Origin of the sequence: Achromobacter sp. GD03932 (assembly GCF_029839485.1) — a bacterium.
GTDB lineage: Bacteria > Pseudomonadota > Gammaproteobacteria > Burkholderiales > Burkholderiaceae_B > Achromobacter > Achromobacter bronchisepticus_A.
Window position 1 is genome coordinate 1 of the sequence record NZ_JAOCAT010000029.1, and the last position, 20,060, is coordinate 20,060.

16 protein-coding genes are annotated in these 20,060 nt (G+C 66.5%); 4 read left to right on the plus strand and 12 right to left on the minus strand.

Features of this window, described 5'->3' with window-relative positions; all coding sequences use genetic code 11:
- Positions 1-28: 28 nt before the first annotated feature.
- On the plus strand, positions 29-2,095 hold the full coding sequence (locus N5C88_RS23870) for a M3 family metallopeptidase (protein ID WP_118933565.1): 2,067 nt from the start codon (positions 29-31) through the stop codon (positions 2,093-2,095).
- Between the two features lie 51 nt (positions 2,096-2,146).
- Here N5C88_RS23870 and N5C88_RS23875 read toward each other — a convergent pair whose 3' ends face one another.
- Positions 2,147-2,902 carry a methyltransferase domain-containing protein gene (locus N5C88_RS23875; protein WP_251880544.1) on the minus strand — a complete coding sequence of 252 codons (756 nt, stop codon included), beginning with the start codon at positions 2,900-2,902 and terminating at the stop codon, positions 2,147-2,149.
- Between the two features lie 242 nt (positions 2,903-3,144).
- Here N5C88_RS23875 and N5C88_RS23880 point away from each other — a divergent pair, with 242 nt between their 5' ends.
- Together N5C88_RS23880 and N5C88_RS23885 are read left to right on the plus strand one after the other, a co-directional pair.
- Entirely contained in the window at positions 3,145-3,759 is a 615-nt protein-coding gene (locus N5C88_RS23880; RefSeq protein ID WP_280016364.1) for an SCO family protein, read from the plus strand.
- A 122-nt stretch (positions 3,760-3,881) separates the two neighbouring features.
- The gene (locus N5C88_RS23885) at positions 3,882-4,133 is read left to right on the plus strand and encodes a GlsB/YeaQ/YmgE family stress response membrane protein (protein ID WP_013393352.1); all 252 of its coding nucleotides are present in this window, start codon (positions 3,882-3,884) and stop codon (positions 4,131-4,133) included.
- A gap of 66 nt (positions 4,134-4,199) precedes the next feature.
- Here N5C88_RS23885 and adeC read toward each other — a convergent pair whose 3' ends face one another.
- From adeC to N5C88_RS23900, 3 genes are read right to left on the minus strand one after another with little or no spacing between them, the layout of a single operon-like run.
- A complete protein-coding gene (gene adeC / locus N5C88_RS23890) occupies positions 4,200-5,669 on the minus strand; it encodes an AdeC/AdeK/OprM family multidrug efflux complex outer membrane factor (protein WP_280016365.1) in 1,470 nt (489 codons plus the stop codon).
- The gene (locus N5C88_RS23895; protein ID WP_251880548.1) at positions 5,666-8,848 is read right to left on the minus strand and encodes an efflux RND transporter permease subunit; all 3,183 of its coding nucleotides are present in this window, start codon (positions 8,846-8,848) and stop codon (positions 5,666-5,668) included. Before N5C88_RS23895 ends, adeC begins: the two co-directional genes overlap by 4 nt.
- A 16-nt stretch (positions 8,849-8,864) precedes the next feature.
- Positions 8,865-10,043, minus strand: a complete 1,179-nt coding sequence (locus N5C88_RS23900) for an efflux RND transporter periplasmic adaptor subunit (protein WP_118933564.1) — start codon at positions 10,041-10,043, stop codon at positions 8,865-8,867.
- 273 nt (positions 10,044-10,316) lie between these two features.
- Between N5C88_RS23900 and N5C88_RS23905 the strand changes: the two genes are divergently transcribed.
- On the plus strand, positions 10,317-11,222 hold the full coding sequence (locus N5C88_RS23905) for a LysR family transcriptional regulator (RefSeq protein ID WP_059374511.1): 906 nt from the start codon (positions 10,317-10,319) through the stop codon (positions 11,220-11,222).
- A gap of 67 nt (positions 11,223-11,289) precedes the next feature.
- Here the strand turns inward: N5C88_RS23905 and N5C88_RS23910 are convergent, their stop codons facing one another.
- The 8 genes from N5C88_RS23910 to N5C88_RS23945 all read right to left on the minus strand — a co-directional run bounded on the left by N5C88_RS23910 (position 11,290) and on the right by N5C88_RS23945 (position 20,039).
- The gene (locus N5C88_RS23910) at positions 11,290-12,021 is read right to left on the minus strand and encodes a pseudouridine synthase (RefSeq protein ID WP_280016366.1); all 732 of its coding nucleotides are present in this window, start codon (positions 12,019-12,021) and stop codon (positions 11,290-11,292) included.
- 35 nt (positions 12,022-12,056) lie between these two features.
- Positions 12,057-13,556, minus strand: a complete 1,500-nt coding sequence (locus N5C88_RS23915; protein WP_280016367.1) for a M81 family metallopeptidase — start codon at positions 13,554-13,556, stop codon at positions 12,057-12,059.
- A gap of 34 nt (positions 13,557-13,590) precedes the next feature.
- Positions 13,591-14,226 (minus strand): ANTAR domain-containing protein, encoded by a 636-nt coding sequence (locus tag N5C88_RS23920; protein ID WP_054456633.1) that lies wholly within the window; start codon positions 14,224-14,226, stop codon positions 13,591-13,593.
- 2 nt (positions 14,227-14,228) lie between these two features.
- Positions 14,229-15,392, minus strand: coding sequence for a transporter substrate-binding domain-containing protein (locus tag N5C88_RS23925; protein WP_059374375.1), 1,164 nt, complete (start codon positions 15,390-15,392; stop codon positions 14,229-14,231).
- A 61-nt stretch (positions 15,393-15,453) separates the two neighbouring features.
- A complete protein-coding gene (locus N5C88_RS23930; protein WP_118933563.1) occupies positions 15,454-16,170 on the minus strand; it encodes an ABC transporter ATP-binding protein in 717 nt (238 codons plus the stop codon).
- The gene (locus N5C88_RS23935; protein WP_280016368.1) at positions 16,167-17,993 is read right to left on the minus strand and encodes an ATP-binding cassette domain-containing protein; all 1,827 of its coding nucleotides are present in this window, start codon (positions 17,991-17,993) and stop codon (positions 16,167-16,169) included. The genes N5C88_RS23930 and N5C88_RS23935 overlap by 4 nt, the downstream gene beginning before the upstream one ends.
- Positions 17,986-18,819: a branched-chain amino acid ABC transporter permease gene (locus tag N5C88_RS23940; RefSeq protein ID WP_059374371.1), complete on the minus strand. Its 834-nt coding sequence runs from the start codon at positions 18,817-18,819 to the stop codon at positions 17,986-17,988. Before N5C88_RS23940 ends, N5C88_RS23935 begins: the two co-directional genes overlap by 8 nt.
- 53 nt (positions 18,820-18,872) lie before the next feature.
- Entirely contained in the window at positions 18,873-20,039 is a 1,167-nt protein-coding gene (locus tag N5C88_RS23945) for a substrate-binding protein (protein ID WP_059374367.1), read from the minus strand.
- Positions 20,040-20,060: the final 21 nt, after the last annotated feature.

Consider the following 20,060-nt stretch of genomic DNA (forward strand, 5'->3'; position numbering starts at 1 on the left):
TCTTGTCCCTATTCCCGCCGCTACCGCCATGTCCCAGAATCCCCTGCTCGCCCCTGTTTCCGACCTCGTCGACTATGCGGCCGTCAAACCCGGACACATCGTACCGGCAGTCGAGGAACTGCTGGGCATCGCCCGCCTGGCCGTGGACCGCGCCGCCGACCCCGCGCTGGCGCCCACCTGGGAAGCCGTGGTTGAGCCGCTGGATACCGCCTCGGAACGCCTGTGGCGCGCCTGGTCGGTCGCCGGCCATCTGAATGCCGTGGTCAACACCCCGGAGCTGCGCGAAGCGTATAACGCCGCCCTGCCCCTGGTGACCGAATTCTCCACCTGGGTCGGCCTGCACGAAGGCCTGTACAAGCAGTACCAGCGCCTGGCCGCCGCCCCCGATTTCGCGTCCTGGACGCCGGTGCGCCGCCGCATCGTGGAAATGGCCCTGCGCGACTTCCGCCTGAGCGGCGTGGAGCTGCAAGGCGCCGACCGCGAACGCTACGCCGCCATTTCCGACCGCGAGGCCCAGGCCTCGCAGAAATTCTCCGAAAACGTGCTGGACTCGATCGACGCCTGGTCGCTGCTGGTCGAGGACGAGGCCCGCCTGGCAGGCATTCCGGCCGACGTGCGGGCCGCCGCCCGCGCCGCGGCCGAGGAAGACGGCAAGCCGGGCTGGAAGCTGACGCTGAAGATGCCGTGCTACCTGCCCGTGATGCAGTATGCCCAGGACCGTACGCTGCGCGAAGCGCTGTACCGCGGCTACGGCACCGTGGCGTCGGAACACGGCGATGGCAAGTTCGACAATTCGCCGCTCATCGAAGAGCTGCTGTCCCTGCGCGCCGAAGAAGCCGGCCTGCTCGGCCTGGGCACCTTCGCCGCGCTGCGCCTGCAAACGCGCATGGCGCGCGACGCGCAGGAAGTCACCGTATTCCTGCGCGACCTGGCCGCGCGCGCCAAGCCCTACGCCCAGCGCGACCTGGCGGAGCTGAAAGCCTACGCCACCGGCGAGCTGGGCCTGGACGACCTGCAGCCCTGGGACGTGGCCTACGCTTCCGAGCGCCTGCGCGAATCGCGCTATGCCTATTCCGAAGACGAGGTGAAGCAGTATTTCACCGAACCGCGCGTGCTGTCCGGCCTGTTCGAGGTCATCGAGACCCTGTTCGACGTGCGCCTGGCGGAAACGCCCGTCTCGTCCTGGCATGGCGACGTGCGCGGCGTGCGCGTGGAAAGCCCCAAGGGCGAACTCATTGGTTATCTGTACCTGGACCTGTACGCCCGCGCCGGCAAGCAGAGCGGCGCCTGGGTCGACAGCGAACGCACGCGCCGCGTCGTGGCTGGCAAGGTGCAGACGCCCATCGCCTACCTGACCTGCAATTTCTCGCGCCCCAACGGCGACAAGCCGGCCGTCCTGACGCATGACGACGTCATCACGCTGTTCCATGAAACCGGCCATGCGCTGCACGCCCTGCTGTCCGAAGTGGACGAACCCGGCGCCGCGGCCTTCGCCAGCGTCGAATGGGACGCGATCGAACTGCCCTCGCAGTTCATGGAGAACTTCTGCTGGGAATGGGCGGTGGTGCAGAAGCTGTCCGCCCACGTCGACACGGGCGAGCCCCTGCCGCGCGCGCTGTATGACCGCCTGGTCGCCGCCCGCAATTACCAGAGCGGCATGCAGACCGTGCGCCAGATCGAGTTCGCGCTGTTCGACATGCTGATGCATGACCGCGCCCAGGGCGCGTCGATTGCCGAAGTGCTGGCCCTGCTGCAGGAAGTGCGCCAGGAAGTGGCCGTGCTGTTCCCGCCCGCCTGGCACCGCCTGCCGCACGCCTTCTCGCACCTGTTCGCGGGCGGCTACGGCGCGGGCTATTACAGCTACAAGTGGGCGGAGGTGCTGTCGGCCGACGCCTACGAAGCCTTCGAAGAGGCGGCGGCCCGTCAGGCCGGCAACGCGCTGGGCACGCTGGATCCCGAAACGGGCGCACGCTTCCGCCGCGAGGTGCTGGCCGTGGGCGGATCGCGCCCGGCGGCAGAGTCCTTCGCCGCCTTCCGCGGGCGCGCGCCGCGCATCGACGCCCTGCTGCGCCATAGCGGCATGACGCCTGCCTGAGCGTCCGCGCCTCCGCGCGCAATCCGACGGCCCGCCCTGGCGGGCCGTTTTCTATGCCGCGGCGGAATCGTCCACCGGCCGGCGCGCCGACATCACCAGCCAGCGCCCGTGCACGGACTGGTCGGAACCGGCCTGCTTCCAGTAGCGACGGCTTTCCTCATCCTGCGCCTGCTTGAGCCTGCGGCCGTAGTAGAGCCGCGACGGCACGGCCAGCACATGCTCCGCCATGCGCTTGGGCTTGTTCTCGTCCACGTCGTGCAAGGTGATGTCGGTGTAACCGTAGTGCTTGAACAGCAGATGCAGCTGCGGAAAGCTCCACGGAAAGTACGTGACGTAATCCTCGCCACGCTGCCGTCCGACCATGGGCCGGAACCCCGAATGAAAGCCGCGCAGCAGGAACTGCAGGCGCGAACGGAAGTACCAGGTGTTGGGCGTGGTGACGATCAGCGTGCCGCCCGGCCGCAGCGCGCGATAAAAGCTCTGCATCAGCACGCCGGGGTTGGTCAGCAAATGGATCGCCTCGCAGCAGACCACGGCATCGTAGGCAGCGGAAACCGTCAATGGCGTTTCCAGGTCGTGCTCCGCCACCTGGCGGTAGCCGCCGTCCGCCGGCGGAAACTCCCACAGACCCACGCCATCGATATCGACCTGCCGGCCGCTGGCGGCGGGCAGCATGTCGCCCAGCCAGCCCAATCCGCAAGGCGCGTCCAGCACCGAATCCGCCAGGCGGCTGCGCAGGATGTCGAGCACGACGGGGTAGTACGGATAGTAGGGATAGCCCAAGGAATTCCTGACCGGCATGTCCATATGTGGCGCCTCTAGCTCTTGAAATCTGACACGGCCCTGAATGTAGCGGCAGCCATGGCACCCGGTCTGGAGAATTCGCCACTTCCAAACAATAACTAGACAAAGCTTTACAAGTGGACGGGGCGGCCCCGCGGCTTGCGCCAGGACAAGCCGCCCCCAAGTCGGCGCCCCTTGCCCGCTGCGCCCTGCCCGCGGCTTGCGGGTAGAATCAAAAGGTTTACCCCCTACCGGCCCTTGGACTCATGCGACACCTCATTTCCGGCCGCGCCCTGCGCAGCCTGCTGCTGACCCTGTGCGTGTTTCTCGCTGCCTGCGGCGACAGGAACGTCGATTGGACCCTGTACAACGTGAAGGGGCACCTGCCCGACCTGAAGTTCTCCCTGCCTGGCGCAGGCGGCAAGTTGGTCAGCAGCGACGATTTGAAGGGCAAGACCGTGCTGCTGTTCTTCGGCTACGCCAGTTGCCCGGACGTCTGCCCCACCACCATGGCGCAGTTGACGGCCGTGCTGCAGAACCTGGGCGACAAGGCCCGCGACGTGCGCATCCTGTTCGTCAGCGTGGACCCGCACCGCGACACGCCGGACATCCTGCAGGCCTACGTCAACGCCTTCAACAACAACGCCATCGGCGTGACCGGCGATGAAAAGCAGATCGCCGACCTGGCGCGCCGCTACCGCGTGGCCTACCAGATCGAGAAACCGCGCCCCGGGGACGACGCCGATATGTACGAAGTCACGCACAGCCGCGGCGTGTATATATTCGACAAGGACGGCAAGGCGCGCTTGCTGGCTTCGGATACCGACAGCATCGAGGCCATGACCAAGGACGTGCGCCAGTTGATCGACCTGACTTCCTGAGCGCCAGCAGGGCGCGATGTTGCCCGCGCGCCCCATACACCAGTTGTTACAGCCGCTGTGCGCGGGGCGTGAGTATCATCTAGCCACACTGCCCCCTTTTACTTCCAGCAAGGAGTACGCGCATGAGCATAATCATCATGATCATCGTCGGGTTCGTCGTGGGCTTGATCGCCCGCGCCATCATGCCCGGAGACCAGAACATGGGGATCATCATGACCACCATCCTGGGTATCGTCGGTTCGGTCGTCGCCGGCTTCCTGGGCCAATCGCTGGGCTGGTACGCGCCGGGCGAACCCGCCGGGTGGATCGGATCGGTCGTCGGCGCGATCGTCGTGCTGTTCGTGGTTGGCCTGATCGCCAAGAAACGCGCCTGACGTTCTGCTGGACCTGAAATGAAAACGGGCCGATCGAAAGATCGGCCCGTTTTTTTTCGCCTGCCCTTACTGCTGCTGGGCCTGCGCGGTCGCCGTGCGTTCGGTCCAGCCGCCGCCCAGCACCTTGTACAGGGTGACGAGATTGGACAGCCTGGCCCGGCGCGTATCCACCAGCGCCTGCTGCGCGGTGTACAGAGAACGCTGCGAATCCAGCACGCTCAGGTAGTCGTCGATACCCTGGCGGAAACGCTGGTCCGACGCGTCGTAGGCGCGCTGGTTGGCGGCTACCAGGAGCCGCTGCGCCTGGATTTGCTCGTCCAGGGTGCCGCGTCCGGCCAGGGCGTCCGCCACTTCGCGGAACCCCGTCTGGATCGACTTCTCGTACTGCGCGACCTGGATGTTCTTCTGCACCTTGGCCAGATCCAGGCCGGCAAGCAGCGAGCCGCCCGCGAAGATCGGCACGGTGATCTGGGGCACGAAGCTCCAGGCGCCCGAGCCGCCTTCGAACAGCCCGCCCAGGCTGGCGCTGGCGGTGCCGGCCGAGCCCGTCAGGCTGATGGTCGGGAAGAAGGCGGCGCGCGCCGCGCCGATATTGGCGTTGGCGCCCTTCAACTGGTGTTCGGCCGCGCGGATGTCCGGGCGGCGGGCCAGCAGGTCCGACGGAAGGCCGGCGGGCAAGGTGGTCGGCAGCATGCCATCGTCGAGCTGGACGGCGTTGTCCAGCGCCGCCGTCAGCTCGGGCGACAGCGGCTGGCCCACCAGCAGGACCAGCGCATTGCGGTCCTGCGCGGCCTGGCGCGTGTATTGCGACAGGTTGCGCTCGGCGGTACGCAGCGACACTTCCGCCTGGCTCAGGTCCAGCGCCGTGGACAGGCCCTGGTCGTAGCTCTGCTGCGTGAGCTTGAAGGAATCCTGCTGGCTCTTGAGCGTGTCGCACGTCAGGCCGACGAGTTCCTGGTCGGCGCGCAGGGTCAGGTAGGCATTGGCCACTTCGGCGATCAGCGTCAGCTGGGTCGCAGTGCGGGTTTCATCCAGCGCCAGATAGGATTCCAGCGCCTTGTCGCTCAGGCTGCGGATGCGGCCGAACAGGTCCAGCTCCCAGGCCGACATGGCGGCGCCGACCTGGTAGCTGTGGCTGGTGGTGGCGCGGCCGCTGGCCGACAAGTCGGCCGGCGAGCGCTGGGCCGATTCCTGGCCGGCGATGCCGATGCTGGGCATCAGGTCGGCGCGCTGGATGCGGTACTGGGCGCGCGCCGCCTCGACGTTCAGGGCCGCCACGCGCAGGTCGCGGTTGTTCGCCAAGGACTGTTCGATCAGCTGTTGCAGCAGCGGATCCGAGCCGAAGAAATCGCGCCAGCCGATATCGGCCGTCATCAGGCCGCCCGCGTCGGCGGGCTGGGCCGCCTGGTAGGACGGCCCCGTGGGATAGGCCGCATCAATCGGCGCGTCCGGCCGTTCGTAGGTGGGGGCCAGCGAGCAGCCCGCCAGGGCCGCCGCCAGGGAAACAGACAGCAAGGTTCTCATCGGAAATGTCATTGCGGTTGGCCCTCCGTCGAGACGCCCTGCGTGCCGTTGGCGCTGGTGTCGTGCTCGTCGACGTTTTCGCTCATGCGCTTGACCTTGAAGACGCGCAGCATGATCACGAAGAAGGCCGGAACAAAGAAGATGGCCAGGAAGGTGCCGGTCAGCATGCCGCCGATCACGCCCGTGCCGATGGCGTTCTGGCTGCCCGAACCCGCCCCCGACGAGATCGCCAGCGGCGTCACGCCCAGGATGAACGCCAGCGACGTCATCAGGATGGGACGCAGGCGCTGCCGCGCGGCGTGGATGGCCGATTCCGTCAGGCTGGCGCCATGCTCGTAGTGCTCCTTGGCGAACTCCACGATCAGGATGGCGTTCTTGGCCGCGAGACCGATGGTTGTGAGCAGGCCCACCTGGAAGTACACGTCGTTGGACAAGCCCCGCATCATGGTGGCGAGCAAGGCCCCGATGATGCCCAACGGCACCACCAGCATCACCGCCGACGGGATGGTCCAGCTTTCGTACAGCGCAGCCAGGCACAGGAACACCACGATCAGCGAAATCGCGTAGAGCGCGGGCGCCTGGGCGCCGGACAGGCGTTCTTCGAACGACAGCCCGGTCCATTCAAAGCCCACGCCCACCGGCAACTTGCTCGCCAGGCGTTCCATTTCCTCCATGGCCGCGCCCGAGCTGTAGCCCGGCGCCGCCTGGCCCTGGATGTTGTACGACGGCACGCCGTTATAGCGGTTCAGCTTTTGCGGGCCGTAGCTCCAGGTGGCCTTGGCGAAGGCCGAGAACGGCACCATGTCGCCCTCTTTGTTGCGCACGTACCATTTGTTCAGGTCTTCCGGCAGCATGCGCGACGACGCCTCGCCCTGCGCGAACACCTTCTTCACGCGGCCGCGGTCGATGAAGTCGTTGACGTACGACGAACCCCAGGCCGTGGCCAGCGTGCTGTTGATGTCCGAGACGGCCACGCCCAGGGCGCGCGCCTTCTCGCGGTCGATGTCCAGCTGATACTGCGGCGCGTCTTCGATGCCGTTGGGGCGCACGCCCTGCAGGACCGGACTCTTGGCGGCTTCGCCCAGCAGCTGGTTGCGCGCGGCAAGCAGCCGCTCATGGCCCACGCCCGCGCGGTCCATCAACTGGAAGTCGAAGCCAGTGACGTTGCCCAGTTCCATCACGGACGGCGGCGGCACCACGAACAATTGCGCACGGCGCTCCGTCTTGCGGAAGTGCGCGTTGGCCCGTCCCGCCACGGCGCCGGCCTTCAGACGCGCGTCGCCGCGTTCTTCCCAGTCGCGCAGCTTGATGAACAGGATGGACGCGTTCTGGCCGCGGCCGCCGAAGTTGAAGCCGTTGACGGCGAACACCGAGGTGACTGCGTCCTTTTCCTCGGTCAGCAGATACTTGGTGGCGTCGTCGATGACGGCCTTGGTGCTTTCCGCCGTCGCGCCGGCAGGCGTCTGGATCTGGGCGAACAGAATGCCCTGGTCCTCGTCCGGCAGGAACGCGGTCGGGATGCGGGTGAACATCCAGCCCATGGCGATAACCAGCGCCAGGTACACCACCATCAGGCGTTTGGTGCGGTTCAGGCCGCGAGCGACGGTATTGGCATAGCCGTGGCTGCTGCGGTCGAACGCGCGGTTGAACCAGCCGAAGAAACCCTTCTTGGAACCATGATGGCCCTTGGGGATGGGCTTGAGCAAGGTCGCGCACAAGGCCGGCGTGAACACGATGGCCACGATCACCGACAGCACCATGGAGGACACGATGGTGATGGAGAACTGGCGGTAGATCACGCCCGTGGAACCGCCGAAGAAGGCCATGGGAATGAACACGGCCGCCAGCACCATGGCGATGCCGATCAGGGCGCCGGTGATCTGCGACATGGACTTCCGGGTGGCCTGCTTGGGCGACAAGCCCTCTTCGGCCATCACGCGCTCGACGTTTTCCACCACCACGATGGCGTCGTCCACCAGCAGGCCGATGGCCAGCACCATGCCGAACATGGTCAGGGTATTGATGGAATAACCGAACGCCGCCAGCACGCCGAACGTGCCCAACAGCACCACCGGCACCGCCAGGGTGGGAATGATGGTGGCGCGGAAGTTCTGCAGGAACAGGTACATCACCAGGAAGACCAGGATGATGGCCTCGATCAGCGTCTTGAACACCTCGTGGATCGAGAGGCTGACGAACGGCGTGGTGTCGTACGGATAGACGACGTCCATGCCCGGCGGGAAGTAAGGCTTCAGGTTGTTGATGGTGTCGCGCACCGCCTGGGCCGTATCCAGCGCGTTGGCGCCCGGCGCCAGCTTGACCGCGAGGCCCGAGGCCGGCTTGCCGTTGTAGAAGCTGTCGATGGCGTAGGTCTGCCCGCCCAGTTCGATGGAGGACACGTCGCCCAGGCGCACTTGCGAGCCGTCGGCGTTGACCTTGAGCAGGATGCGGCCGAAGTCTTCCGCCTTCTCCAGGCGCGACGGCCCGATGATGGTGGCGTTCAGTTGCTGGCCGCGCACGGACGGCAGGCCGCCCAGCTGGCCGGACGACACCTGCACGTTCTGTTCCTTGATCGCCGCCACCACGTCGACCGTGGTCAGGCCGTAGTTGACGAGCTTGGCGGGATCCAGCCAGATGCGCATCGCGTACTGCGAGCCGAACAGCTGGAAGTCGCCCACGCCCTGCGTGCGGCTGATGGGATCCTGGACATAGGAGGCGACATAGTCGGCCAGGTCGTCCTTGGTCATCGAGCCGTCGGTGGACACGAAGCCCGCCACGATCAGGAAGTTCTTGGTGGCCTTGGTGACGCGAATGCCCTGCTGCTGCACTTCCTGCGGCAAGAGCGGCTGCGCCAGCGACAGCTTGTTCTGCACCTGGACCTGCGCGGTATCAGGGTTGGTGCCCTGCGTGAAGGTCAGGGTGATGGACATGCTGCCGTCGGAGTTGCTTTCCGAGGAGATGTACTGCAGGCCGTCCAGGCCGTTCATCTGCTGCTCGATCACCTGCACCACGGTGTCCTGCACGGTCTGCGCGGAAGCGCCCGGGTAGGTCACCGCAATGCCAATGGCCGGCGGCGCGATGTTGGGGTATTGGGAGACCGGCAGCTTCAGGATGGACAGCGCGCCGGCCATCATCAGCACGATCGCGATCACCCATGCGAAGACCGGTCTATCGATAAAAAACTTTGCCATGCAAGGCTCCTGACTACTACTGCTTGGCCGCCGCGGCGGCTGCTTGCGGCTGCTGCGCCGGCTGCGCGGCACTGGCTTCGGTGGCGACGACTTCAGCCCCCGGACGCACCATCTGCAGACCTTCCACGATGACCTTGTCGCCAGCGGCCAGGCCGTCGGTGACCAGCCACTTGTCGCCGATGGCGCGGTCGGTCTTCAGTTCACGCAGTTCTACCTGGTTCTTGGCGTTGACCACCAGCGCCGTCGGGACGCCGCGCTGGTTGCGCGTCACGCCGCGCTGCGGCACCAGCAGGCCGTCGGCGGCCACGCCGTCGGCCAGGCGGGCGCGCACGAACATGCCCGGCAACAGGCGGCGTTCCGGATTGGGGAACACTGCGCGCAAGGTGACCGAGCCCGTGCCCTGGTCCACCGTGACTTCGGAGAACTGCAGCTTGCCCGGCTGGGCGTACTGCGAGCCGTCTTCCAGGGTCAGCGTCACCAGCGCGGCCTGCTCGCCGTCGGCCTTCTTCAGCAGGCCGCTGGCCAGCGCGTTCTGCAGGCGCAGCAGCTGGACGCTGGATTGGGTCACGTCGACGTAGATGGGATCGATCTGCTGCACCGCGGCCAGGGCGGTGGTCTGGTTGGCCGTGACCAGCGCGCCTTCGGTCACCGCCGAACGGCCGATGATGCCGTCGATGGGCGACAGCACCTTGGTGTAGACCAGGTTGATGCGCGCCGTGTCCAGCGCCGCCTTGGCCGACAGCACGTCGGCGGCGGCCTGATCGCGCGAGGCGACGGCGTTGTCATAGGTCTGCTGGCTGACCGCGCGGGTGGCGACCAGCGGCTTGTAGCGCTCGGCCAGCAGCGCGGCCGTCTTTTGCTGCGCCTGGGCGCGCGCCAGGGCGGCCTTCTGGCTGTCCAGGCTGGCCTGGTAGAGCGCGGGATCGATCTGGTAGAGCTGCTGGCCCGCCTTGACCTCGCCGCCTTCGGTAAAGAGGCGCTTCTGGACGATGCCATTGACCTGGGGACGCACTTCGGCCACGCGGAACGGCGAGGTGCGGCCAGGCAGTTCAGTCGTCAGCGAAACGGGCTGCGTGGCAAGCGTCACTACCGTTACCTGGGGCTTGCCCGCCTGGGGAGCGTCTTGCTTCTTGCCGCAAGCGGCCAGCATGAGGGCCGATGCCGTCAGCGTGACGACTGCCGCGCTGCGCCACATAGCGCTTTTCTTATCCATAGATTGCATTCCCGATTTCAACAAAAAAAAAGCCCGCCCCGGATCGCGTAATGAGCGTTCCGTGCGCATCGATTGGGTGGATTTGCCTCGAACACGCAGGCTGGGCTTTGTCGCATTGCTGCATTGCAGAACTCGCATTCTGCGTTATCCCGCCCCAGAAACAAAGAGGCATGTTGAGAAAACATCATTCCATTTATGGGACAATGGCTTCACCGTTGAATATGACAAAATTCCGCCATGAAACGCTTGCAAGGCATGGAACTATTCGTCGAAGTCGCCAAAACGCGCAGCTTCAGCCGCGCGGCGGCGATGCTCGGCGTGCCGAAATCGACACTGTCCCGCCAGGTGGCCGAACTGGAGCGCTCCGTGGGCCTGCGCCTGCTCAGCCGCACCACCCGCAAGGTCGAACTGACCGACGCGGGCCGCCTGTACTTCGACCGCTGCCAGCGCATCGTGGCCGAGGCGCAGATCGCCCATGAGGAACTGCAGAAGCTGGTCGATACGCCGGCCGGGCCGCTGCGGGTGAACATGCCCGCGGATTTCGGCACGGACTTCCTGGCTGAATCGTTCATGGAATTTTCCCGCCGCTACCCCGACGTCACGTTTTTCCTGGACCTGGCCAATCCGGATCACGCGCAGCGCGTGTTCCAGACCTGCGATATTTCGATCGAAATCGGCGAACTGCCCGATTCGTCACAGATTGCGAGGCTCTTGGGCATGCTGCCGGCCCATCTGTACGCCTCGCGCGAATACCTGAAGAAGCACGGCGAACCGCGGCATCCCAGCGACTTGACCCGCCACGAGTGCATAGAGTTCCGCGCCAAGGGCGCCGGACAGGTGACCCGCTGGCCCCTGACCGACGGCCAGCAGCACATCGAATTCACTCCCGGCAACCGCTTTTCCGTCAACGGCGTCGCCATGGCCCGGCGCCTGGCCCTGCTGGGCGCGGGCATCGTGGTGCTGCTGGGCGACCAGTCGGCCGAACAGCAGTCCGGCCAATTGCAGCGTGTGCTGCCTGACTGGCAACTGGGTCCGTTTCCGGTCTACGCGGTGACGGAGACGCGGCTGCTGCCCGCCAAGACCCGGATCTTCATCGAATTCCTGATGGAGCGCCTGGGCGATGTCGGGCAGGCGAAGAATACTCCCGCTTTCATGAAATAAACGGAAGTCGGAAACAGATTGAAAAATTTAGGACTGCCCGACAACACCTGTCGGCCAGTTCGTCCAATCAGAAGCGCTCGTCTTCGCGCAGGTAGCGCCATTGGCCCAGCGGCAGGTCACCCAGCGACACCCGTCCGATGCGCACCCGTTTCAGGCCTATCACCTTCAGGCCTACCAGTTCGCACATGCGGCGGATCTGCCGCTTTTTGCCTTCCCGCAGCACGAAACGCAGCTGGTCGCTGTTCTGCCAACGCACCTGCGCCGGCTTGAGCGCCTTGCCGTCCAGGGACAGGCCGTGGTTCAACAGCGCCAACCCGTTTTCGGACAGGTTGCCCTGCACCCGCACCAGGTATTCCTTGTCCACGCTGGAATCTTCGCCGATCAGGTGCTTGGCGATGCGCCCGTCCTGGGTCAGCACCAGCAGGCCTTGGGAATCGATGTCCAGGCGGCCGGCCACGGCCAGCCCGTCCAGGTGCGAACGCTCGAAACGCTGCGGCGCGCGGTCGCCGGCATAGCGGGAGCGGGAGTCGATCAGGGCCACGGCGGGCGTATAGCCCTTTTCGGCCTGGCCCGAGACGTAGCCCACGGGTTTGTTGATCAGGATGGTCACGCGCGAGGTCTGGCGCGCCTGCGCGGCGCGCTCCAGGGTGATGACCTGGTCAGGGTAGGCCCGGGCGCCCAGTTCGGATACCACAACGCCGTCCACGCGGACCCAGCCGCGCTCGATATAGGTGTCGGCCTCGCGGCGCGAACACAGCCCACGCTCGGACATGAGCTTGGAGATACGTACTTTTTCCATGGCCGGTATTGTATGCGGACGCCATGCCCCCCTCTTCAGGCCGCGGGGTCGTAGTCCGACGGCGCCATGGGATCCAGCGGATGGAGCGGCCGGCTGCGCCGCTGATAGGGAAACAGCGCGAAGTCCGAGCTGGTGACGCCCGCGCTGGCGCATTCCACCAGCGCCTGGGAGATAGGTTCGAACACAGGGCGGCAATACATGCGCGACTTCACCAGCACGAAGCGGGCCCGGCGCGGATCCAGCCCCATGCTCTCGAACACGCCCAGATCCCAGGGCTCGTGGGTTCTCTCGGTGATCACCAATTGCGCGGCGCCTATGTCCAACACCGCGCTGCGGCCCATGCATGCCGTCTGCCCCGTGTACGTCGGACCGGTAATGACATACTCGCCGCCAGTCACGGCGCGGACCACTCCGCGCAGCAGCACGGGCGCCGCCGGGCGGCCGATGGCCGGAATCGGCCGTTTGTTGCCCACCGCCAGCTCCACCTGCGCGCCCTCGCCCGCCGCGGCCAGCGCGGCGACTGCCTCTGGGTCGCAGTACAGGCCCGCAATGATGCCCGTCAGGCCGGCGTCGACCGCGGCCGTCAGCACCTCCATGGTGTCGCAGGTGCCGCCGGACATGCAGTTGTCGCCATGGTCCAGCAGGAGCACGGGCTTGTCCGCGCCGCGGGCCAGTTGCGCCGCGCGGGCCAGCGACTCGCCCAGGGGCTCGCTATCGTAGAAGTAGCCGTCGCGCTCGGCCCAGATGGCCTGCGCCATATCGCTTGCGACCCGTTCCGCCTGCTCCCGCGGCCCGGAGCCCACCACGACCACGCTCAGGCATGGATTGGGGATGTCAGCCAGGGCGAAGCCCGCCAGCACGGAGACGCCCAGCATGCCGTCCGCTTCCGCGCCCCGCGCCGCCTGCACCGCGCGGCGCATGGCGCCCTGGGCCGTGGCGCTGCGCAGGGTGTGCGTCATCAGCGGCAGGCGGCGCCAGGCCATCACCGGGCGCGGGCCGCCATTGAGCCAGTCGTACAGGATGCGGCCCGCGTGCTCGCCGGTCTCGTACATGTCCACGTGCGGATAGGTCTTGAAGCTGATGATCACGTCGGCGTTGGCCATCATCTTGGGCGTGACATTGCCGTGCAGGTCCAGCGCCACGGCGATGGGTACGTCGGGCGTGCGGCATCGCAGGCGTTCGAGCAGGTCGCCTTCGCCGTCGTCGGTAGTTTCGGCCACCATCGCGCCATGCAGATCGAGCAGGATGGCGCCGCAGCCCTGAGCGCCGGCCACGATTGCATCGCACAGTTGGCTATAGGCTTCTGCCGACACCCGGCCGCTGGGGTAGGCCGTGGCGGAAACCGGCGTCACCACCGTCGCGCCGTTGGCCTCGGCAATATCGATGAAGGCGGACATGGCCGTGCGCTTGCCCTTGTTCTCTGCATAGGCCTGGGCGCCGAAGGCGGGGCCGTCATTGCCGAATGCGGACAGCGGCGTGGGCACCGGCGAGAACGTATTGGTCTCGTGGTTCAGGCGGGCGATCATGACCTTCATTGTCCGGCTCCTTCGGCATGCGCATTCAGTTCGTTCAATTGTTCTGGGACGGCCCCGGGCGCAAGGCCCCGAGGCCAAGCTTTTCCATGGCCTCGCTGGCCTCGACGATCATCGCGGCCACTTCCGCCACGCTCACGCGCAGGCCCGTCGCCCGGGTCCGCATGTGCTCATAGGCGGCGCGCTCATCCAGGCGCTGGTGGTCCATCAGCACGCGGATGGCCTTTTCGATGACGCGCCGCGCCTTGATCGTGCTTTCCAGCTTGTTGATCTTGGACTGCTGGCGACTCTGGAACTGCTTGGCCGAACGCGCCAGCACCAGCGTGCTGAGCACCCCCGCGGAGCGGAACGGCCGCGTCAGCACGCCGTGCGCGTTGGTCTTCAGCAATTGCTTCAGCGTGGTCGGGGTTTCGTACTCGGACAAGGCGATCAGGGTGGCCTCGACCTCGCTGGCCGTCCAGGCGGCGCTGTTGCGGCCGCATTGCGATACCTGGAAGAAGATGACGTCCACGCCAGCGGGCGGGCCATCCGGAAACGGCCAGTGCAGATGGATGCGGCAACCGATGCGCTTGAGCTGTTCGACCAGCAGGTCGCGGTCCTCGCCCGGCGGATACACCACGGCGACGGCCACGCTGCGCAGGTCCTCGTAGAGGCGGCGTAGGCTATGGTCCATGGCTATTTCAACCAGAACTCGTCCAGGCCGAACGCGGTGAGGTACGGGTCCGGCTTCACGGGTTCGTCGCTTTCCCAGACGATGTCGAAGCGTCCGTCCTCGCGGCACACGCCTATGCGCGGCGTCAGCACGCTATGGTTGTTTTCCGCCAGCACCGACATCTGCCCGTCCGGCGCGTCGAACTGCACCTGATGCACCGCCTGCACCAGTTTGCGGGTGTCCATGCTGCCCACGCGCTGCAAGGCGCGCGCAAACAGGTGCATCTGGCTGTAGCAGGTCTCGGCATAGACGCTGGCGGGATGGTCGCCGAAGCGGGCGCGCCAGCGTTCCAGGAAATGCGCGTTGGCGGGCGTATCCACCGTATTGAAATAGGTCGCAGCGGTGATGTGGCCCACACAGCGCCGCGGCCCGATCTCCGCCACCTCCGACTCCGCCATGGTCAGGCTGGCGATGGGGATGTGGGCGGTGGCCGCGCCTTCGGCTTGGCAGGCCTCGTGGTAGCGCTGGTAGAAGCGCTGCGCATCGGAGCCGATCAGGGTGGAAAACACCACGTCCGGCTGGATGCGGCGAATGTCAGCCACCACGTCGTTGATCTCGCTGTCGTCGCAGCCCAGGGGCAGATAGGTTTCATCCAGGATCTCGCCGCCATGCTCCTCGACCGTCTCGCGCATGATGCGGTTGGTCTCGCGCGGGTAGATGTAGTCCGCGCCCACCAGGAAGATGCGCGAGCCGCAATTCTGGATCAGGTACGCAGCCAGCTGCATGCTGCCCTGGTTCGGCGCCGCGCCGGTATAGATGACGTTGGGCGAATATTCGAAGCCTTCGTAGACCGAGCCGTACCACAGCAGGGAATTGCTGCGCTCGACCACCGGCAGCATGGCCTTGCGGCAGTGCGAGGTGCAGCCGCCAAAGATGACGCTGACCTCGTCGTCCAGCAGCAGCCTGGCCGCCAGCCGGCGGTACTCTTCGGCGTCGCTGCGCGGGTCATACACCACCGGCGCCAATGGCCGCCCCAGCACGCCGCCCAGTTCGTTGATCTCCTCCACCGCCAGTACCGTGCCGAAGAAGTGCTGCGATTCCGTGGTTCCGGTGACGCCGCTGCGCGAATAGAGCACGCCGATGCGCCAGTCCGGCCGCTCTGCGTGCTTGTCCTGGGGCGTACTCATGAGGGAATCCTTGAACGTGTAGTGCGCGTGTGCGTCATGGCGAATCCGGGCCGCATGGCCTTCATACTTTCAGATGAGCAATGATATTGCCCGCCGCCTCGGGCGCGCCAGCCTCGCCTTCATCGACGATGCTGCCCTGCTTGAGCACCAGATAACGATCGGCCACGTCCAGCGCGAACGCCACGTTCTGCTCCACGATGAACATTGTCGTGCCGTGCCGCTCGCGTTCCCAGTTCAGCGCGCGGCCCAGGCGCTCGATCACCGAGGGCTGCAGCCCTTCCGTGATCTCGTCCAACAGCAGCAGCGCGGGCCGCTGCATCAGCCCGCGCGCCACCAGCAGCATCTTCTGCTCGCCGCCCGACAGGGTGCCGGCATGCTGGCGCAAGCGGCTCGTGAACACCGGAAACAGCTCGGCGATCTGGGCGAAGCGTTCGTCGAAGAGTTGCTCGCGCGGCAGTCCCAGGCGCAGGTTGTCGCGGATGCTCAGGTCAGGAAACAGCGGCTGTTCCTGGGCGGCGTAGGCCACGCCGCAGCGCGCCACTTCGTGCGGCCGCAGCCGGGTGGCGTCGACCCCGCCCACGCTGACCCGCCCGCGCTGCTTGGGCAGATAGCCCATGACGGTCTTGAGCAAGGTGCTCTTGCCCATGCCATTCTTGCCCAGCAGCGCCACGCAGGCGCCGCGCTCGACCGTGAGCGACACGTCATGCAGCACCATGGCCCGCTTGTAGCCGCTGGACACCGCTTCCATGCTCAACGCCGGCGCTGCGATGCTCGTCATTGCCCTGCTCCTTGCGCGGCCGGCGCGCCGCCGGCGTAAATGGTGCGCACCAGTTCTGATTCCACGACCTCGCGGAATCCTCCGTCCATGACGATGCGGCCCTGGTGCAGGACCACAATGCGCGTCGCGATCTCCTTGACGAAATCCAGGTCATGTTCCACCAGCAGGCAGCACAGGCCATAACGGTGCGCCAGGGACGACAGCACGTGGCCGATCTGCAGTCGTTCGGCCTTGCTCAGCCCGGCGGTGGGCTCGTCCAGCAGCACGATGCCCGGTTCCAGCGCCAGCACCATCGCCAGCTCCAGGGCCTGCTGCTGTCCATGCGACAGGTCGCGCGCCACGTGGTCCAGGCAGTGGTCCAGGCCGGTCACGCGCAATGTCTCCAGCGCATAGGGCGGCAGATGCAGCGTGGGCGACCGGCGCCACCACGACGGCCGTTCGCGCAGCGTGGTCGCGATGCGCAGGCTTTCGGCCACGGTCAGCGTATCGAACACGTTGGCATTCTGGAACTTGCGGCCCAGGCCATGGCGCACGCATTGCTCCGGTCCGTCGCGCCGCACTTCGTGGCCATAGAGTTCCAGCCTGCCCTGGGACCGCTCGGCGCCGTCCGCGATGCAGCGCATCAGCGTGGTCTTGCCGGCGCCGTTGGGGCCGATCAGCCCGACCAGTTCGCCGCCGCGGGCTTGCAGGTCTATGCCTTCCAGCACCTTCAGGCTCCCGAAGTGCTTGGACACGCCCGCCAGGCTCAAGGCCTGGGCCGCGCCGCCGGCTTGCCGCGGTGGGATGGCGCGCTCGCCCAGCACGGGTGTGGCCGCCCTACCCGACCTTGCGCGCCAAGGCGCGATCAGCAGGGGCAGAAGCCCCCGCGGCAGCAGCAGGATCACCAGGACGAAGGTCACCCCCAGCAGCAACTGCCAGACGAACGGCATGTTGCCGCTGAGATAGGAGCCCGCCACATTGATGAGTATGGCTCCCAGCACCGGCCCCCAGATGGTGCCGCGCCCGCCCAGCGCCACCCAGATGATGAGTTCCGTGCCGAAGACGAAGCCCGTGAGTTCCGGCGCCACCACGCCGCTGAACGCGCCATAGCCGAAGCCCGCCAGGCCGGCCACCGCGCCGCAGGCCACCAGCAGCGCGATGCGCCAATGGGCGGTGTTCAACCCCAAGTAGCTGCACCGCGCCTCGTTGTCGCGCAGCGCCACCAGGATGCGGCCGCCATCGCTGCGCACCACCACCCAGGCCAGCAGCGCCACCGCGGACAGGCCCCCCGCCGCGATCACATACCAGGCCTCCAGCGACAAGTCGAAGGTTTCGTACCCCGTCAGGCCGGACGAAGAGCCGGTGTAGGTGCCGCCGGACAGCACCAACTGCATCAGCACGATGGGCAGCACCAACGAGATCACCGTGGCGAAGAATGGCGATGCCCCACGGTAGAACGACAGCCAGCCGGTCACCAGCGCCAGCAACGCCGCGGCGCCCACTGCCGCCAAGGCGGCCAGCGCCGCTATCGCAGGCGAGAATCCGTAGTGCGTGAAGGCCAGGCCCGCGGCATATGCGCCCACCCCGAAAAACGCGGACTGGCCGAAGGTCAGGTAGCCGGTGTAGCCCCACAGCACGTCCACGGTGACCGCCGCCACGGCGAAGAACAGCGCCTTGATCAGCACGTTCAGCAGATAAGTGTCGAACAGCCAGGGGCCGGCCGCGGTCAGCACCAGGCAGAGCCCGGCCAGGCCCAGCAGGCTGCGGCTGCGCGCGGCCTTTTGCGCCGTGGCGTCGTCAGCGGCGCCAGCCAGCGTTTGAGGGGTCAATGCGCGGTCAGTCATGGGCGAATCCTTGAGGACGCAAACGCAGCGTCAGCGCGGCCAGGACGGCGATGGTGACGCCGCCCAGGATCGGGCTGACGTAGACGCTTACCAGCACCTGGCAGGCGCCGTAGACCAGGCAGGTCAGCAGCAGCGCGGTGATCGAATGGCCCGACACCATGACCAGCATGAAGGCGCTGACCAGCCACGGCAGCCCCATGTTCGGGTCGACGCTGGACAAGGGCGTGATCAGCGCGCCGGCCAGCGCGCCCAGCCCCGCTCCCAGGCCGAAGGTGGTGAAGCGGATGCGCTCGGCATTGATGCCCAGGCCGCGCGCCAGGTCCTCGTTCATGATCACGGCCCGGGTCCGCACGCCAAAGCGCGTGCCGCTGAGCAGCAGCGTCATGGCGGCATACATCAGCAAGGCCGCGGGCACCAGGAACAGGCGGTACGCCGAATACTCCGTGCCCAGGAAGGACACGGCGCCGTGGATGGGCGAATCCGCGAACTTCACTTCGCGCCCGAATGCCATGGTGATGAGCTGGCCGATCACGATGCCCAGTCCCCAGGTGGCCAGGATGGCGTCCAGCGGCCGCTTGTACAGCGGCTGCACGATCAGCCGTTCCACGCCCATGCCCACCAGCACGCCGACCGCCAGCGCGAACGGCAGCGCCAGCCAGGGATTCAGCCCCAGCTGCGTCACCACCAGGCTGGCGTAGCTGCCCAGCGTAAGAATCGCGCCATGCGCGAAGTTGACGATCTTCATCACGCCGAAGATGATCATCAGCCCGGCCGTCACGATGAACAGCATGGCGGCCGTGCTCAGGATGTCCAGCAGCAAACCCATATCGCTCTCCGGCGCCGCCGGCAGGACCGGCGGCGCTTGTCATGGCATGGCCGTCACTTCAGGTCCGGACACTGCGCGCCCGGGTCGACCTTGTCGAAGGTCTGCAGGATCTTGATGGAGCCGTCCTGCTGCACCTGCCCCAGGCGCATGGTCAACGCCGCGTGGCGCTGGCGGTCCATGGTCACCGGGCCGCGCGGGCCGTCGAACGTGACTGCGCTCAAGGCCTGCACCACCTTGGGCGCATCGGTGCCGCCGGCCTTTTCGACCGCCGCCTTGTACAGGTAGAAGGCTTCATACTGCGGCGCGGAGAATTCGTTGGCGGTCTTGGCGTCGTTGCCGAACTTCGCCTTCAGGCCGTCCAGGAATTTGCGGTTCTGCGGCGTGTCGATGCTGGTCAGGTACGAGGCCGACATGTACATGCCCACCGCCGTGTCGCCCATGGTCTTGGCCGTGCCTTCGTCGATCGCCAGATTGCCGTAGGGCATGGACAGGCCAGCAGCCTTGACCTGCTTGGCCAGGCTGACGTTGGGTCCGCCGCCGGCCGTCGAGCTGATCAACGCATCCGGGTTGGCCGAGCGTATCTTGGAGACCACCGGCGTCCAGTCGGAACCGTCGATCGGCAGGTACTCTTCGCCCACCACGCGTCCGCCCTGCTTTTCAATATATTCCCGTGTGAACTTGAGCATGCCGCGGCCGAAGGCGTAGTCGCTGCCCACCAGGAAGAAGGTCTTGGCCTTGCGGTCCTGCATGAAATGGTCCACCACCGGCGCGACCTGCTGTTCCGGCACCCAGCCATTCACGTGCAGCCAGCGGTTGCAGGAGCGGCCTTCATAGAATGACGTGTAGATATAGGGCACCTTGCCGCGCGACACGATGGGCAGCGCGGCATTGCGCGCCGCGCTGGTTTCCATGGCGATGATCGCGTCCACCTTTTTCTGGAACACCAGGGTGTCATACGCCTTCTGCGCCCCGACCGCGCCCGAGGCGTCATCGGCGATCTCCAGCACGATCTGGCGGCCCAGGATGCCGCCGGCCGCATTGATCTCGTCGGCAGCCAGTTGCGAGGCCTGCACCACGCCCGGCGCGACCACGCTGTTTGCGCCGGACAGGCCGACGGGCACGCCGATGCGCAACGGTTCGGCGGCATGCGCGCTGGCAGCGCCAGCCAGCAATGCGACAAACGACAGGCGGATCCGGCAGCTATTCAATAGGCTCTTCATGGGTTTTCTCCTTGGGGGAAC

Excerpts from the sequence above, each read along its gene's own strand:
- N5C88_RS23870 (WP_118933565.1), top strand. The coding sequence starts at position 29 with ATGTCCCAGAATCCCCTGCTCGCCCCTGTTTCCGACCTCGTCGACTAT.
- N5C88_RS23875 (WP_251880544.1), bottom strand. The coding sequence starts at position 2,902 with ATGGACATGCCGGTCAGGAATTCCTTGGGCTATCCCTACTATCCGTAC.
- N5C88_RS23880 (WP_280016364.1), top strand. The coding sequence starts at position 3,145 with ATGCGACACCTCATTTCCGGCCGCGCCCTGCGCAGCCTGCTGCTGACC.
- N5C88_RS23885 (WP_013393352.1), top strand. The coding sequence starts at position 3,882 with ATGAGCATAATCATCATGATCATCGTCGGGTTCGTCGTGGGCTTGATC.
- adeC (WP_280016365.1), bottom strand. The coding sequence starts at position 5,669 with ATGACATTTCCGATGAGAACCTTGCTGTCTGTTTCCCTGGCGGCGGCC.
- N5C88_RS23895 (WP_251880548.1), bottom strand. The coding sequence starts at position 8,848 with ATGGCAAAGTTTTTTATCGATAGACCGGTCTTCGCATGGGTGATCGCG.
- N5C88_RS23900 (WP_118933564.1), bottom strand. The coding sequence starts at position 10,043 with ATGTGGCGCAGCGCGGCAGTCGTCACGCTGACGGCATCGGCCCTCATG.
- N5C88_RS23905 (WP_059374511.1), top strand. The coding sequence starts at position 10,317 with ATGGAACTATTCGTCGAAGTCGCCAAAACGCGCAGCTTCAGCCGCGCG.
- N5C88_RS23910 (WP_280016366.1), bottom strand. The coding sequence starts at position 12,021 with ATGGAAAAAGTACGTATCTCCAAGCTCATGTCCGAGCGTGGGCTGTGT.
- N5C88_RS23915 (WP_280016367.1), bottom strand. The coding sequence starts at position 13,556 with ATGAAGGTCATGATCGCCCGCCTGAACCACGAGACCAATACGTTCTCG.
- N5C88_RS23920 (WP_054456633.1), bottom strand. The coding sequence starts at position 14,226 with ATGGACCATAGCCTACGCCGCCTCTACGAGGACCTGCGCAGCGTGGCC.
- N5C88_RS23925 (WP_059374375.1), bottom strand. The coding sequence starts at position 15,392 with ATGAGTACGCCCCAGGACAAGCACGCAGAGCGGCCGGACTGGCGCATC.
- N5C88_RS23930 (WP_118933563.1), bottom strand. The coding sequence starts at position 16,170 with ATGACGAGCATCGCAGCGCCGGCGTTGAGCATGGAAGCGGTGTCCAGC.
- N5C88_RS23935 (WP_280016368.1), bottom strand. The coding sequence starts at position 17,993 with ATGACTGACCGCGCATTGACCCCTCAAACGCTGGCTGGCGCCGCTGAC.
- N5C88_RS23940 (WP_059374371.1), bottom strand. The coding sequence starts at position 18,819 with ATGGGTTTGCTGCTGGACATCCTGAGCACGGCCGCCATGCTGTTCATC.
- N5C88_RS23945 (WP_059374367.1), bottom strand. The coding sequence starts at position 20,039 with ATGAAGAGCCTATTGAATAGCTGCCGGATCCGCCTGTCGTTTGTCGCA.